We start from the raw sequence: 14,733 nt of genomic DNA on the forward strand, positions 1-14,733 counted from the left end.
TCCGAAAACAAACCGAGGTCATGGTGGCGAACCTCATCAGCAAGCGACCGGGAATACCTCCACACTCACTACCCAGCAAGGCGGCCCGATTGCCGACGATCAGAATTCCCTAAAAGCCGGAGCCCGTGGTCCGACATTAATGGAAGATCATATCCTGCGCGAAAAGCTGTTTCATTTTGATCACGAACGTATTCCAGAAAGGGTCGTTCATGCCCGTGGCTTTGGTGCTCACGGCTATTTCGAAACAACAGAAACATTAGAAGACGTTACCTCTGCTGATATTTTCCAGCGTAAAGGCGAAAGAACCCCGGCTTTTGTACGTTTCTCGACCGTGGCAGGCAATAAAGGATCAGCTGATCTGGCCCGTGATGTTCGTGGCTTTGCCGTCAAGCTCTATACCAAAGAAGGCAACTGGGACATCGTGGGTAACAATATCCCGGTATTTTTTATTCAGGATGCGATGAAATTTCCTGATCTGGTTCATGCCGTCAAAGAAGAACCCGATCGCGGATTTCCACAGGCGCAATCGGCCCATGATAATTTCTGGGATTTTGCGTCATTGATGCCGGAAAGCATGCATATGCTGATGTGGCAAATGTCCGATCGCACGATTCCACGCTCATTCCGGTTTATGGAAGGCTTTGGCGTACACAGCTTCAGACTGGTAGATAAAAACGGCAAGTCCCAGTTTGTTAAATTTCACTGGAAGCCAAAACAGGGCATGCAGTCTGTTTTATGGGATGAAGCGTTAAAAATCAACGGTGCCGATCCGGATTTCCATCGACGTGATTTATGGAACGCCATCAGTCAGGGAGATTACCCTGAGTGGGAACTGGGACTGCAGATTTTTGATGAAGAATTTGCCGAAAAATTTGAGTTTGATGTGCTGGATGCCACCAAGCTTATCCCGGAAGAGCAGGTACCTATTCGTATTGTCGGTCGTTTAGTGTTGGATCGGGTGGTCAGTAACTTCTTTGCTGAAACTGAACAGGTTGCGTTCTGTACCCAGAATATCGTCAAAGGTATCGATCATTCTAATGATCCCCTGCTGCAGGGCAGAAATTTTTCCTATCTCGATACGCAGTTAAAACGTCTGGGTGGACCCAATTTCACCCACATTCCAATCAACGCACCGAAATGCCCGATGCATCATTTCCAGCAGGATGGTCATATGGCAATGAGCAATCCGACCGGTCGGGCCAACTACGAACCGAATAGCTGGGGCGAAGAAGAAGGTGGTCCACGTGAATGTCCGGTAAAAGGTTTTGAAAGTTATCCTGAAGATGTATCTGGACCAAAAGTCCGTGAACGTTCCGAAACCTTTGCTGATCACTACAGCCAGGCCAGACAGTTTTATATCAGCCAGACTGAAACGGAGCAGCAGCATATTATCAATGCATTTGCGTTTGAGCTCAGTAAAGTCAAAACACCGGCAATCCGTAAACGCATGGTTAGTCATCTGCTGAACATTGATCAACAATTAGCCGAAAATGTCGCTGATAAATTGGGCATCGATCCGTTGCCGGAACCGGCTGATGCAGCAATGCCAACGCGTGATGATCTGCCCGCTTCTGACAAATTGAGCATTCTCAAAAATGGTCCTGATAGTTTTAAAGGCCGTAAAGTCGGTGTATTGATGACCGATGGGTTTGATGCCGATATTTTCAAATCGCTTAAGAAGTCACTTAAAGCAGAAGGAGCCATGTTGGAAGTGGTTGCCCCACATACCGGTGAAATCACCAGCAGCGACGGTGACAGTATCATGGTCGATGAAAAAGTGGATGGCGGCCCTTCGGTGCTATTTGATGCCATTGTGATTCTGCCCGGCAGCGACGCCGTGAAAATGCTGGCAGATATGCCACCGGCCATCACCTTTGTCAGTGATGCTTTTAATCACAAGAAATTTATCGGTTACGTAGAAGATGCCATGCCGCTTATGAAAAAAGCCGGTCTCAGTGAAATGCTGGACGAAGGCTGTATGCAGTTAACCAATAACAAAACCACGGACGAATTCACCCAAAACTGTCGTGATATTCGTTTTTGGCAACGGGCAGACTAGATGGTTTTTAGGTTTGAATCACCTTATGAGTCTGATCACCCGTCTGAATAATCTGGCGGGTGATTTTGCTCTGTTGTGATTCATCTAAGACGTCTTAACAGGAGATCACCATGGTCGCCAGACGCTATTCCTATACCTTGATTATTATTGTGCTGCTGCTTATCGCGTTGATTATTCTGCGCATGCAATTGCCGTCCATCGTCAAGGACTATTTGAATGGCAAAATGGCGGATATAGGCGAATATCAAGGAGAGATAGCCGATGTGGATATCCACCTTTGGCGCGGTGCCTATTCTGTCGACCAACTGGAAATCACCAAAAAAGACCAACCTGAAGTCGTCTTTTTTAAAGCACAAACCATCGACACCTCTGTGAGCTGGGCTGCACTTTTAGCAGGTAAAGTGGTAGCCGATGTGGATTTGATGAATGCCGAAATTCATCTGGTGGATGACGAAACTGACGACAAACCCGAAGAAAAATCCACCTGGCGTCAGACGGTGCAGGAGATTATTCCATTACAGATTGATCGATTAAATATTGATAATGGTGAAATCCATTTTCATAACTTTACCTCTGATCCCCCGGTTCATCTGGTGTTTTATCAACTGAATGGTGAGATCACCAATTTGAGTAATACCGATCGCAACGAAGGATTGGAATATGCCAATTTTGACGTGGAGGGACGGCTATTTGATAACGCCGATGCCACATTAAGCGGCCGCTTGGACCCATTAGGGGATTTTCATAATTTTGAACTCAAGTTAAAAATCACCGGAATCGATCTGACCAAGCTCAATCAGGTTTCCGAGGCCTACGGCAATTTTAATTTCAAATCCGGTAACGGTGACTTTGTCATGGAATTACAAGCCGATGAGGCCCAGTTAACCGGCTATGCAAAACCCGTTATGGATAATGTTGAAATCTTTGATTTGGAAAAAGATCTGGAAGAAGGCGTTTTCAGTGCGGCCTGGCAAGCGATTGTCGGTGCATTTGGCCAGATATTCCGCAATGAACCTAGAGACCGCATTGCCACCCAAATTGAAATCCGTGGCAATCTTGATAACCCTGATACCAGTGCCTGGCAGGCTTTTCTCGCCATCTTGCAAAATGCCTTTGTGGATGCATTTGAGAGTGATTTTGGCAGGGAAACCAATTCTGATACATCCCCATCGGAAGTTAAAACCACAGAACCTGAATCTCGCAATGATTCTGAAACTGAAACAAAAGCGGTGAACTGCCAGCTTCAGCCTATGTGGGAACAATGCGATTAATTAATAACGTCTCGCCACTTTGATAAAAAGCCGCTATTTGTCAGTTATTACGAATAGCGGTCACCAGTTCCGACTTGCTCATTTTGCTCCGCCCCTTGATATTCAATTGGCTGGCCCGGTTATACAGCTCCTGCCGTGTCCGTGACTCCAATGAGGAATTGGGATTGCCTGTTCCCTGAGTAGTTTTTCTCGGTGTACGGCCTTCTTCTCGGCGCTGTTTATTCACCGTGCGAGCCGCGATTTGTTCTGCTTTATCCGTCTTTTTACCAGTTTTTTTCTGTTGTTCTTTTATGTGCTCATACTGACGTTCGTCTTTATCTGTCCATTCGGCAACCATAATGTGTTCCTCCTGTTCATCGTATTAAATCAGCATCGTCCACATTATCAGGGCCATCACCACCATGCCTATATCCTCAGTTAAAGTAACCGTACTGAGTGGCACATCCAGAATTGACCCCATACAAGGGCAATTGATATCCAGCCCTTTTCGCAACGCCAGAATCACCCCGATAGCACCGAATCCCAATAGCAAGATGGTGAATGCATAAACCAGTTGCGGCATAAAAAATGACAGGTAGCCCAGGCCCAGAGCCAGCTCCAGCCAGGGATAAAAATAGGCATAAACCCGACTTTTCCTGGCCAGTAAATCATACATCTGAAAGCCATCAGCAAACGCCGAAGGATGAAACAGTTTTAACAAAGCAAAAATCGACAAAAAGATGCCCATAAAATAGTGCATCCAGTTGAGCATAGTGACCTGAGTTGAATAACTTATCGCCAACGCAGCAACTGCGCTGATTAAAATTAATGCCAGCAAAGGCCAGTAATCTTTCAGATGTTTACCGCGATCCGGCTGACGTTGTTTAAAAGCGGGCTGACTCATCGGAAATCTCCTTATCGGTGGATTTCAGTGGGATAAAAGTCTTGGGAAAGGAATATTGAAAAGCACTGCACAGATGCCATAGTTAAGATGGTAACAGCTTATTAAATATAATAAAAAGGCTCTGCCGGTAAGACCGGCAGAGCCTTGATATTCAAACTGATTTCTAATTTACTCAGAAATCATATTTCAATGTCAGATTGGCATTACGTGGGGCACCATAGGCCAGCTGACTGTAAAAACCAATGTTGGTGTAATACTTTTCATCAAACAGGTTATTGATATTCAGCTGAGCACTCAATGCAGGTGTTACCTGGTATTTAGCCATCAGTCTGACAAGCGCATAACTATCCTGTTTTAACTTTTCGGTCTGGCCTAAAGGATTAGTCGCCAAAGTATAATTCGAGCTTTCCCAGTTCACACCGCCCCCCAGAGTTAATTGATTTAAGCGATAGGTAGTAAACAATGTCGCTGTTCGACGCGGATAACGTGTATTGACTGCCGTTCCGTCAGCATCTTCTGCCTGAAACTGTGACCAGCCCACCATCAGATTCCAGTTATCGGTAATGGCACCCGAAATTTCGGCTTCAAAGCCTTTACTGGTCGTGCCTTCTGCAGCGTAATAAGCTTGGTTAATGGTACCTGGAATCAAATAACCCGCATCTACCTGCGCCAGATTATCCTGCTCAATACGGAAAACAGAAATCATTGCATTGAGGCGGCCTTGCAGATACTCAGCCTTGATGCCAGCTTCATAGTTCTCCCCTTCCAACGGGTCCAGATAATTTCCATTACGATCCTGGTAATCCTGCGGATTAAAGATATCGGTGTAACTGACATAGGCTGAATAGATATCATTAATCTCATAGATCAAACCAGCATAAGGAGTAACAACCTGATGATGATCAAAGTTGTATCGGTCACCATTCCATTTCATGCCTTCAATTTCCCAGTTAGTAATGCGGCTACCCAGGATTAATTTCAGTGGGTCGGCAAGGGTCAGCCGAGCAACAGCATAACCACCGACTTGTTTGGTGTTTTGGGTGGTGTAGGTGGTTTTTTCACCCCATTCAGGCTCTGGATACGAACCATCCCAGTCATAAAAACTTCCTGGCGCTGTGGCAACGCGTGGACGGTTATCAGTCGTTAAATCCTGTTTGCTATGCATGAAGCCCACCGTGAATTCATGACTTTTTCCAGCAAAATCAAATGGCAGTGAGCCATAGATATCGATAGTATCCTGTTCTCTCTCCACATCGTACCAGGCCGGGCTGGCAGATAATCCTAGTCCGGTTACACGATCAGGTGCCCCAGAGAGATATAACAAACGTAAGTCGGCTTCATTAATGTTTTTGGTATATCCGGCATAAAGCTTTAAACCAGAATCAAATACATGCTCAACATTGGCAAAATAATTGGTATGTGTTGAACTCCACTCCGTCCAGTCGGCTGCCGTAGTTTTTGAACGCGACCAGTCGGTTCTGCCGCCATCACTGAACCAGGTTGGCAAACCACCCCAGGTTGAACCCGTGGGTTTATTCTGTTGCTGGCTGATGCCGACATTCATTAAGGTGTTGTCAGTGAGATCAGCCGCTAATGTGCCATAAAACACGGTTTTTTCATTTTCCAGCAAATCGACATAGGAACGCTCATCCACATAACTACCCACTACCCGACCACGTATTGTTCCGGCTCCATTAAGCGGTGTCGAAATATCAACCGTGCCCTGATAGCGATCCCAACTGCCTGCACTCACAGAAGCATGCCCGGTAAATTCTTTGCTATCAGCTTTTTTGCGTACTAAATTAATTGCAGCAGAGGGATTACCCGCGCCGGAAATCAATCCGCTGGCACCACGTACCACTTCAATACGATCATAAATAACGGTGTCCATTTGGGACTCACCTGCCGCCCAACCAGATGACCAAGTGGTTGGAACACCGTCTATTTGATAATTATCAATATCAAAACCACGAGCCGAAAATCCAAATCGAGAACTATCTAAAGATTTTGCATTAATACCAGTCACCGTATTAACGACATCAGTCAGCGACTCCAGCTGCATATCATCCATCAACTGTCTTGAAATAACTGATACCGACTGCGGTGTTTCCCGAATCGATAAACCTAATCTTGTCGCGGTATTCATTGAACCTGTTGTGTAGGAATTGGTGCCTTCAGTCGTATTACCAATACCTGTCGCACTGACCTGAACCGGTGCCAGTGTCACACTATCCACTTCTGATGTTGAGTTAGAAGAATTGGCTTGCAGCTGATAACTGTCTGCAGAAGTTTTAACAATCTGCAAATTGGTACCTTGCAGTAATTGCTGCAAAGCCGAATCAATAGAATGTTCACCAGTGAGTCCTGAGCTTTGAAGACCTCGGGTTAACGCTGCATCAAAATAAATATTCACACCTGCCTGACTGGCAAAACGGTTTAACACACTGCCTAACTCACCGGATTGAATGGAATAACTCTGGGTGACTGTCTCTGCATAGATGTTGGTCGGATATGCCAGGACAGGCATTAATAACGCACTACATAACAACAAATGTCTGCTGGTGCCGGTTATCCGCTGAATGGCACGAACAACAGGTGTTTTTTGGGGTATCGATAAAGTGGTTTGCATAAATCCTCTTGTATGAATAACGTTGTTAAGGGGTTATCCACAAAGACGAGTTAGCATTTAAAAAGGTATAAGTTATTGAATTACGCCGAATGAACAGTCACCCAATAACGGCTGCGAAATGTGACATCTACTGGGAATAACCGCGTTACCGCCATTAACGCTTGGTCAGTATTGCTCACATCAAATGTGCCACTGATATGAAATTTCGACAGCTCAGGTTCAACACGAATTACACCGGGCCGATAACGGGCCAGCTCATTTAAAAAACTGTCCAACGGCATATCATTGATAATCAGCTTTTGCTGCACCCAGGCGTCTTCACCCTCCACAAGTGGCGCAAAAGGTTCAAATTCCGTTTGGGTAAAAATCAACTGATTACCTGCCGTGCAAATGGTCTGCTGTTTATTAGGCAAACTGACTTTTACCTGATGCTCAAACACCGACAGAATCGTGTAATCTTTTTGTTGCTGAACAGAAAACCGCGTCCCAAATGGTTTTAATAAACCTTGGCGGGTTTGCACATAAAAAGGCCGGATATCATTGGTTGAATTGGTGGAGATCATAATCTCACCTTGTTGCAGATTAATCCGTCGTTCCACCTCCGAAAAATCGACATTGATTGCTGAAGCACTATTCAGCATAACGATTGAGCCATCCGCAAGTTGCACTTCGCGTATTTCACCCGTTTCAGTGTGATGATCCGCCAGCATCAATCTGGCAGGTGAATACTGCCAAGTCAGCCAGCTAGAAGATGAAATAACACCCATACCAGCAATACTTTTCAGTATGTTTCGTCGAGTATTTGAAGGTTGCTCTTCTGTGTCTGGTTTAAGAGAATTAAATGCCAGATCACCGGGAAGTTGCTTGAGTTGTTGTTGCAGATTTCCCAGTTGCTGCCAGGCCCATTGATTTTCAGGCTGTTTCGATAACCAGCTTTGCCAGGCTTGCTGTGTTTTATCAGCATTGGAGTCCGCCGTGAGTTCCACATGCCACTGAGCTGCATCCGCCAGCGCTTTCTGCTGCTGCGGTGTTAATCTCGCTAAAGTCGCTTTCATGCATCAAGCTGCTCATATAACGAAAATAACAGACAATGCTGGGTGGCTTTGGCCATATATTTTTTCACCGAGCTTTCTGATATGCCCATTTCCTCAGCGATTTCGCGGTAGGTCATGCCTTTCAACTGGGACATCAAAAATGCCCTTTTCACTTTGGCCCCTAAACCATCCAGCATCGCATCAATGCGATACAGCGTTTCCAGAACAATTAAACTTTGCTCTGACGAAATGCCTTCCTGTTCGGGTTGTTGCATCAAGGCCTGCAGATAAGATTGTTCAATCGTGCGACGACGGAAATGATCAATCATCACCCGTTTTGCAACAGTCACAAGATAACTACGAGGCTCACGAATCGTTTCAACTTTGCCATGAAAGTCAGGTGCAGAAAGCAGTCTGACAAACGTATCCTGTGCCAAATCAGCGGCCTGATGAGAACAACTTAACCGCTCACGCAACCAATTTTGCAACCAGCTGAAATTGTTTTGATAGAGTTTTTCAAGACTTTCTGTCGGTGGTGGAGACAATGGCGCATTCATAGTAATTATTCGCAACTGTTAATGATAATGATTCGCAGTTGCATTTTAGGGTAATTAATTAATGAGAGCAATCCCTAAAAATATCTAACTGTTGAATGGCCTTGCCGATAAACGTTGAAGGTTTTAACGGTCCAGCCATTGTCGTAACAGATTATTGCGTACTCGCGAAAGGCGATCATATTGCTCTGTTTTACCGTTTAAATTGAATTCTTGACGGACTGACTGCTCCATATCAAACAGAATTTCCCGTTGATTTGGCTCCCGTACCCGGCTGGTGAGCCAACCAACAATAACCAGTCTTTCACCGTCGGTAACTTCATTAACCCGGTGCAGATACGTCGAGGGATATAACAGTAAATCACCCGCATCCAATTTCCAGCTACGTTCCCCGCTACTGTCTTCTAACACCAGCTCGCCGCCCTGATACTGGGTNNTATCAAACAGAATCTCCCGTCGATTAGGATCACGTATCCGACTAGTCACCCAACCGACGATAACTCGTCGTTCGCCTTCTGTGACCTCATTGACGCGATGCAGGTAAGTAGAGGGATAGATGAGTAAATCACCCGCATCCAGTTTCCAGCTACGTTCACCGCTACTGTCTTCTAACACTAGTTCGCCGCCCTGAAACTGGGTTTGATCAGATAAGAATAAGGTGAATGAAATATCCGTGCGCTGGTTGTTGATCAATGCTTCATCGACATGGGTGCCGTAACGCATGCCGGGTTTATAACGACTTACCAGCAGTCGAACAAATTGTTGTGCATGGGTGGTCTGTAAAAATAAATCATTGGCCAGCAGGCGTTGTTCAACCAGCTTTAACACACCGCCAACTTCCAGCATATCAGCCTGCTGATTATGTTTTACCTGAATGGCAGCCCGGCCAGCCGTGCTCTGTCCGTCATGAAACAGGATATCCTTTATAGATGCATTAATAGCGTCGAGATCAATCGCTGATAAACACTGTGAAAGATGCAGGATCATATTGAGAATGCTTCTCATTTATGGCAAAGTAGATAACTTATCATACCCCCACTCAGAGAGACAGACTATGCAAGAAAATCGTAAAAAATGGTTAAGCATTGGCGTGGCTTTGGCCAGCGGCATCAGCCTGAATGCCGCTGCCGCGAATGTGTCCCATGATATACACTTCACCCACGAAAATATCACGCTGGCAGCCGCTGGTGAGGGTGAAGGTGACGGTGTTAGCGAGACCGATCTGAAAACCAATGATGTCGCTTTTTTAACACGCTTGGGTCTGATTCGCGGTCACTTGCTGGTGGGTTATGAGTTGTATAAACAAGGCCAGGTCGATATGGCGATTACCCATATGAAACATCCCCGTGATGAGCTTTATGCCGGGCTGGTTCCCTCTATTGAATATCGTGGTGGCGAACGTTTTGATGTTGCACTGAGCAATCTGGCTGACACAGTAACCAGCCAAGCTCCTCAGAAAGAAGTGGATGAGGCATACAAACAACTGGAAGCCGGCATCAAAGCGGCTGAAGCTGTGGTGAAACCCGATTTAAAAAACACTCTGCAGAGTATCAAAGACCTGGTCCGCACGGCAGGTGAAGAATATGCCCTGGGCGTTGAAAACGGCAAACTCGTTAATCTGCATGAATATCAGGATGCTTACGGCTTTACCCAAATCGCCAATCGCCGTCTGGAACAATTGCCTAAAGCCACTCGCAATGAATCAGCTGAGGCTGTTAAACAGGTTGAAGGCTATCTGGATGAGCTTGCTGATTTATGGCCAAGTATTGCCCCAGAGGGCGATGTGGATGGTGATGCTTCTAAACTGTATGGTGCTGCAGCACGGATTGAGATTGCAGCGTTAGGACTATAAACAGGACCAGGACTCGTTCAAATCTTTGCTCAACATTGGAAAGTGGAATGCTTCCACACAAAGTTTCAAGCTTATTAAGTATGCCCTGTTGCCGCCAGCTTGGCGGCGATATAATCACTGTGCTCGACATGTAACAGATTGCTGATGCGACGAATAACGTGTTGTTCTATTTGATGAATTTCGTTATCAGCATTAGCGAGTTGCCAAAGCAAGTGTATCAGTTCAACTTTCTTTTTCTGGCTGAACTGGCGGTTGATTTCTGAGGTAAAAGCAAAATAGTCAGTGGCTGATTTGTGAGCTTGCTCAGCTTCATTAAGCAAACTTTCTGCCGAAGTTTTATCGAGTGAAAAGCGTCTCTGCAAAATGGTCAACAGCATTTCCCGCTCTTCGTCTTTGAAATGATAATCAGAGGCAATCACCTCCACCATCAAGGCGGCTGCAGCGAGTTTGACCGAAACTTGCGCACCATCTCCGGTATCGTTATCGCTGAGTAATTCACGTTGTAAGAATTGTTTGAGTTTATCGATCATGAGGTTCTCCTGTACTGCAGAGACTTGTTTATAGGGGGCAAGTTCGAATAATAAATGGGGTTTATTTGGTCGAATGCAAGATAACAGCCGCCTGATAGCGAGGCTTGCCGTAACCCAACATGCGATTAAATTCTTTATGGGTCACTGGCACATAAAAGCTGTCCGTCAGCGTTTTGTCATCATCCCAATCAATGTCAGGGTCATGAAAATAAACAAAGGTATCTGAAATCGACACCAGCACCACCCAATGTGGCGATTTGTTCTGGTTCAGACGATACGAGCTAATCAGCACGACGGCCAGCGCACCTTGGTTCAGGTACTCCCGCAATAAATTCACATCAATATGACGCATCTGTTGCTCAACATCCGAGGTTTCCAGTTGTTGCATAAAGTCCTGATGCACACACTCCATTACCGCTTTTTTATCTTCACTGCGCACACCATTAACAAACGGCACATCATCACTATTGGTAATCAGGCTGGTTTTGAAATAGCGTCGCCATGCGGCCAGGGCCAGCCCCTGAGCACTACAGCCACCATGTCCGGAAGTCATAAATATGGTGGTCGCTTCTCGCCAAAGTTGTAATTCCAGTCCACGATCCAGATGCATTATCGGTTGCAGTGTTTTCATCGCCATCATCAAACTGGCAGGACCACAGGTAAAATCGGTACTTTGAGAATAATGAAATACTTGCTGATGCAACTCTTCTGGTTGTGGCTGCAATACTTTCATCATACGTAGCGCATTGGCATGATCTTCATAGTAGTCGGTGACAATTTCAAACTGGTGATAGCCCAGGCTCTCATATAGTTTGATGGCACCCACATTATCAGGTCGCACTTCCAGACGGATAAAGCTTCTGCCGGCGGTCAATGCAGCCTGTTCGGCCTCCCGCATCAATGCTCTGGCAATTTTCTGATTACGATATTCAGGTAATACCGCCAGCGAATAAATACGCCCCAGCGAAGTGCCTCGGGCATATAGCAACAGCACATAGCCCATTAATTTTTGTTGTTGCTCGGCCACTAATAATAAGGCGTTAGCCTTATTGATCATCCATTTGAAACTACGTCGGGACAGTTGATCACTATCAAAACAGACATTTTCAATTGCCAGCAGGGCATCTACATCAGCTAAGGTGGCCGCACGAAAAATTATCGGATCAGTCTGTTGGTTAACGACCATTTGCATTGGCGGTTAAACCTTCCAAAGCCATTTCAATGACCTGGCGTCCACGGAACAATACTAACTCCTGCCATTGTGTTTCATCAGGACAGAAAAAATCCTGCATGGCATGTTTGATATCCAGTGTTTTCTGATCAGACCAGTCAACCTTGCCGGATTGTTGTAGCTGTTGATCAGCAAACAGGACTTTCAGCATTTGCTGATTGCTAAACGTGCCGAATTCCAGCGTCAGAAAACACACATTATCACCTTGCTGATGCCAGAAATAATCATGCAGGCCATGTTTTACGCCCGAAGTAGAGGTACCCAGAGCCGGTTCCGTTACCGTGGGGCCAAATAATTCACGCGCCTTTTTTTGACCAGCCGTTTTAGGAAGGTGGTCACAGATCAATTCACCATAGCCATAAGGTCCCAGGCCGCTATGAATATCAATAACAACCACGTTTTCACGTTTTTCCGGCTTTAACTGAGTCATTAATTGTTCAATGGTCTGGCGTGACCAACTGGGTTTATCGCCACCATAGTATAGGGCATCGGCTTTGGTGTATTGGCCTTGGCTGAGCTTATCAAACTGCTCCCGCTGGTCACCAACCTGCTCAACGGCATCCTTTTTTTTACTCAGTTTTTCCCAGATGGCTACCGCCTCATCAGAATCCGGTAACTTGGAATCAAAGTCGACAAAATTACGATTGATATCGATACCTTCATGATCATTGCGACTGGCACAGGCAAATCCCCAGGGATTTAATGCATGAACCATGACCACACACACATCAGCAGGTAATCGTCGATGACGTCCCACAAAATCCGATTGAATGGCAGAGCCCACACCACCTTCAACACCATGTATTCCGGACACTAACACCAGAATATTTTTTGCCTTGGGGCTGCCGGCCCAGGCAATATCGCAGAATAAGCGTTCGTTTTTCGGCCCACGTAGCGGGTGGACAATATTATTGACCCGCTCGACAATGGAGCTTGTTTCCACTGCTGAGATAAACTTGTCTCTTGCGTCAGCATAGCGTTGTGAAAACACGCTCAGAACGGCATCTGCATACATGGCAACAACTCTCCTGTACATAAAATTTCGGCGAAGAATAGGCGACTTTTATGATTTTGACCAGATAAACTGCATAGTGGCAAAAATATTTATCACAACCATGACACAATCACTTTATGATGCACAAATCGTCTGGCTAACCTGAATCGGAGCAACGCTAACATCATATGACTAACCATCTGATAATCCTGGAAAATATTGAAGACTGGGCGCCTTATTTTCCCAGTGCGCAGGTCATCGCTGTGGATGATTATTTGCAAACGCCCTCTCCTACTGCGAGCGAGCGTGCGCAAATTATTAACCTTTGTCATGGCTTGGAATACCTGAGCCCCGGCTATTACTGTTCCATGGTGGCCGAAGCACGTGGGCATCGGGTAATGCCAAGTTTGCGAACCATCAATGATTTATCTCGCAAAAGCCTGTATGCCTACGACTTATCCGATTTTGGAACACAGCTCGATAAAGTCATCGCCGCCAGCGATAAACAATCCGAGACCAGCTTTAACCTCAAAGTTTTTTTTGGCCAGTGTGAATTTAAGGGTCTGCAAAAGCTGGCCAGACAGATCTTCGAACAGTATCCCTGCCCAATCATCGAAATCGAATTCAGTCATAAAGGTCATTGGCTGATTTCGTCTATTAAAGCGGCTCCACTCAATCAGCTCAGTGACAGTGAACAGGATAATTTTGCCAATGCGCTGGATGCGTTCAGTCATAAATTATGGCGCAAACCTTCCAAACGTCGCCAATATCGTTATGACATGGCCATTTTGCATAACCCGGATGAAAAAATGCCGCCCAGCGATGCGACGGCATTAAAACGTTTTATCGCCAGTGGTAAGCGTATCGGTATTGATGTGGAATTGATCACACCGCGAGATTATATTCGGATTGCTGAGTATGACGCCTTGTTTATCCGTGAAACAACAGCGATCCATAATCACACCTATAAATTTGCCCGGCGGGCTGAAAGCGAGGGGTTGGTTGTCATTGATGACCCGACATCAATTATCCGCTGCACCAATAAGATCTATCTGAAAGAACTGCTGGAAAAACATAATTTGCCAATGCCGGAATCGCATCTGCTGTATCGCAATGATAAAGCCGGTCTGGAAAAAATCGGTGCAGAAGCCACTTTTCCACTGGTAATGAAAATTCCTGACGGTGCATTTTCCAAAGGGGTTATCAAGGTCAATAATGTTGATGAGCTGCGAAGTAACGCGGCAGAGTTTTTCCAGCAATCGGCGATAATCTTACTGCAGGAATTTATGTTCACTGATTACGACTGGCGAATTGGTGTGTTCAACAACAAGCCAATTTATGCCTGTCAGTATTTTATGAGTAAAGGCCACTGGCAGATCTATAACCACAACACCAAAAAAGGCACCGATTCAGGTAAATCAGCCGCGGTGCCAATTTCCGAAGTACCGGAAAAAGTGCTAAAAATTGCTACAAAATCGGCGAAATTGGTGGGAGATGGGCTCTATGGTATCGATATTAAGCAAAGTGGCAGCCGGGTGGTGTTAATTGAAATTAACGACAATCCGAGCATCGATAGCGGTGTGGAAGATGCTTATCTGGGGCCAGCTTTATATGACGATATTATGCGAGAGTTTTTGCGAAGACTGGAAGCGCGTAAATCCCATCGCCAATAAACGGCTACGTTGAAATAAAAAAG

The 14,733-nt window shown here is 45.6% G+C and carries 13 protein-coding genes; 4 read left to right on the top strand and 9 right to left on the bottom strand.

The features are described from left to right. Positions 1 to 2,059, top strand: a 2,059-nt coding sequence (locus B3O33_RS03970; RefSeq protein ID WP_292363000.1) for a catalase, incomplete at its 5' end; no start/stop codon positions are given. 110 nt (positions 2,060 to 2,169) lie between these two features. Next, a complete protein-coding gene (locus tag B3O33_RS03975; protein WP_292361336.1) occupies positions 2,170 to 3,330 on the top strand; it encodes a DUF748 domain-containing protein in 1,161 nt (386 codons plus the stop codon). A 40-nt stretch (positions 3,331 to 3,370) separates the two neighbouring features. Here B3O33_RS03975 and B3O33_RS03980 read toward each other — a convergent pair whose 3' ends face one another. The 6 genes from B3O33_RS03980 to B3O33_RS04005 form a co-directional block, all read right to left on the bottom strand. Next, a complete protein-coding gene (locus B3O33_RS03980; RefSeq protein ID WP_292361337.1) occupies positions 3,371 to 3,667 on the bottom strand; it encodes a Rho termination factor N-terminal domain-containing protein in 297 nt (98 codons plus the stop codon). A gap of 24 nt (positions 3,668 to 3,691) precedes the next feature. Then, on the bottom strand, positions 3,692 to 4,213 hold the full coding sequence (locus tag B3O33_RS03985) for a MauE/DoxX family redox-associated membrane protein (RefSeq protein WP_292361338.1): 522 nt from the start codon (positions 4,211 to 4,213) through the stop codon (positions 3,692 to 3,694). A 172-nt stretch (positions 4,214 to 4,385) separates the two neighbouring features. Beyond that, a complete protein-coding gene (locus tag B3O33_RS03990; protein WP_292361339.1) occupies positions 4,386 to 6,842 on the bottom strand; it encodes a TonB-dependent siderophore receptor in 2,457 nt (818 codons plus the stop codon). 80 nt (positions 6,843 to 6,922) lie between these two features. Then, the gene (locus B3O33_RS03995; protein WP_292361340.1) at positions 6,923 to 7,897 is read right to left on the bottom strand and encodes a FecR domain-containing protein; all 975 of its coding nucleotides are present in this window, start codon (positions 7,895 to 7,897) and stop codon (positions 6,923 to 6,925) included. Then, positions 7,894 to 8,433: a sigma-70 family RNA polymerase sigma factor gene (locus B3O33_RS04000; protein WP_292361341.1), complete on the bottom strand. Its 540-nt coding sequence runs from the start codon at positions 8,431 to 8,433 to the stop codon at positions 7,894 to 7,896. The genes B3O33_RS03995 and B3O33_RS04000 overlap by 4 nt, the downstream gene beginning before the upstream one ends. Before the next feature lie 123 nt (positions 8,434 to 8,556). Further along, the gene (locus tag B3O33_RS04005) at positions 8,557 to 9,417 is read right to left on the bottom strand and encodes a Fe2+-dependent dioxygenase (protein ID WP_292363001.1); all 861 of its coding nucleotides are present in this window, start codon (positions 9,415 to 9,417) and stop codon (positions 8,557 to 8,559) included. Positions 9,418 to 9,484: 67 nt separating this feature from the next. Between B3O33_RS04005 and B3O33_RS04010 the strand changes: the two genes are divergently transcribed. Then, on the top strand, positions 9,485 to 10,282 hold the full coding sequence (locus B3O33_RS04010) for a hypothetical protein (protein WP_292361343.1): 798 nt from the start codon (positions 9,485 to 9,487) through the stop codon (positions 10,280 to 10,282). A gap of 74 nt (positions 10,283 to 10,356) precedes the next feature. Here B3O33_RS04010 and B3O33_RS04015 read toward each other — a convergent pair whose 3' ends face one another. From B3O33_RS04015 to B3O33_RS04025, 3 genes are all read right to left on the bottom strand, one after another. After that, positions 10,357 to 10,812 (bottom strand): TerB family tellurite resistance protein, encoded by a 456-nt coding sequence (locus tag B3O33_RS04015; protein WP_292361344.1) that lies wholly within the window; start codon positions 10,810 to 10,812, stop codon positions 10,357 to 10,359. Between the two features lie 61 nt (positions 10,813 to 10,873). Then, on the bottom strand, positions 10,874 to 12,004 hold the full coding sequence (locus B3O33_RS04020) for a GNAT family N-acetyltransferase/peptidase C39 family protein (protein ID WP_292361345.1): 1,131 nt from the start codon (positions 12,002 to 12,004) through the stop codon (positions 10,874 to 10,876). Next, positions 11,988 to 13,058 carry a DUF2817 domain-containing protein gene (locus B3O33_RS04025; RefSeq protein WP_292361346.1) on the bottom strand — a complete coding sequence of 357 codons (1,071 nt, stop codon included), beginning with the start codon at positions 13,056 to 13,058 and terminating at the stop codon, positions 11,988 to 11,990. The genes B3O33_RS04020 and B3O33_RS04025 overlap by 17 nt, the downstream gene beginning before the upstream one ends. A 167-nt stretch (positions 13,059 to 13,225) precedes the next feature. Here B3O33_RS04025 and B3O33_RS04030 point away from each other — a divergent pair, with 167 nt between their 5' ends. Next, entirely contained in the window at positions 13,226 to 14,710 is a 1,485-nt protein-coding gene (locus tag B3O33_RS04030; RefSeq protein WP_292361347.1) for a RimK family protein, read from the top strand. The last annotated feature ends 23 nt before the right edge of the window (positions 14,711 to 14,733 follow it).

The sequence above is a fragment of the Methylophaga sp. UBA1464 genome, from assembly GCF_002325665.1.
Lineage (GTDB): Bacteria > Pseudomonadota > Gammaproteobacteria > Nitrosococcales > Methylophagaceae > Methylophaga.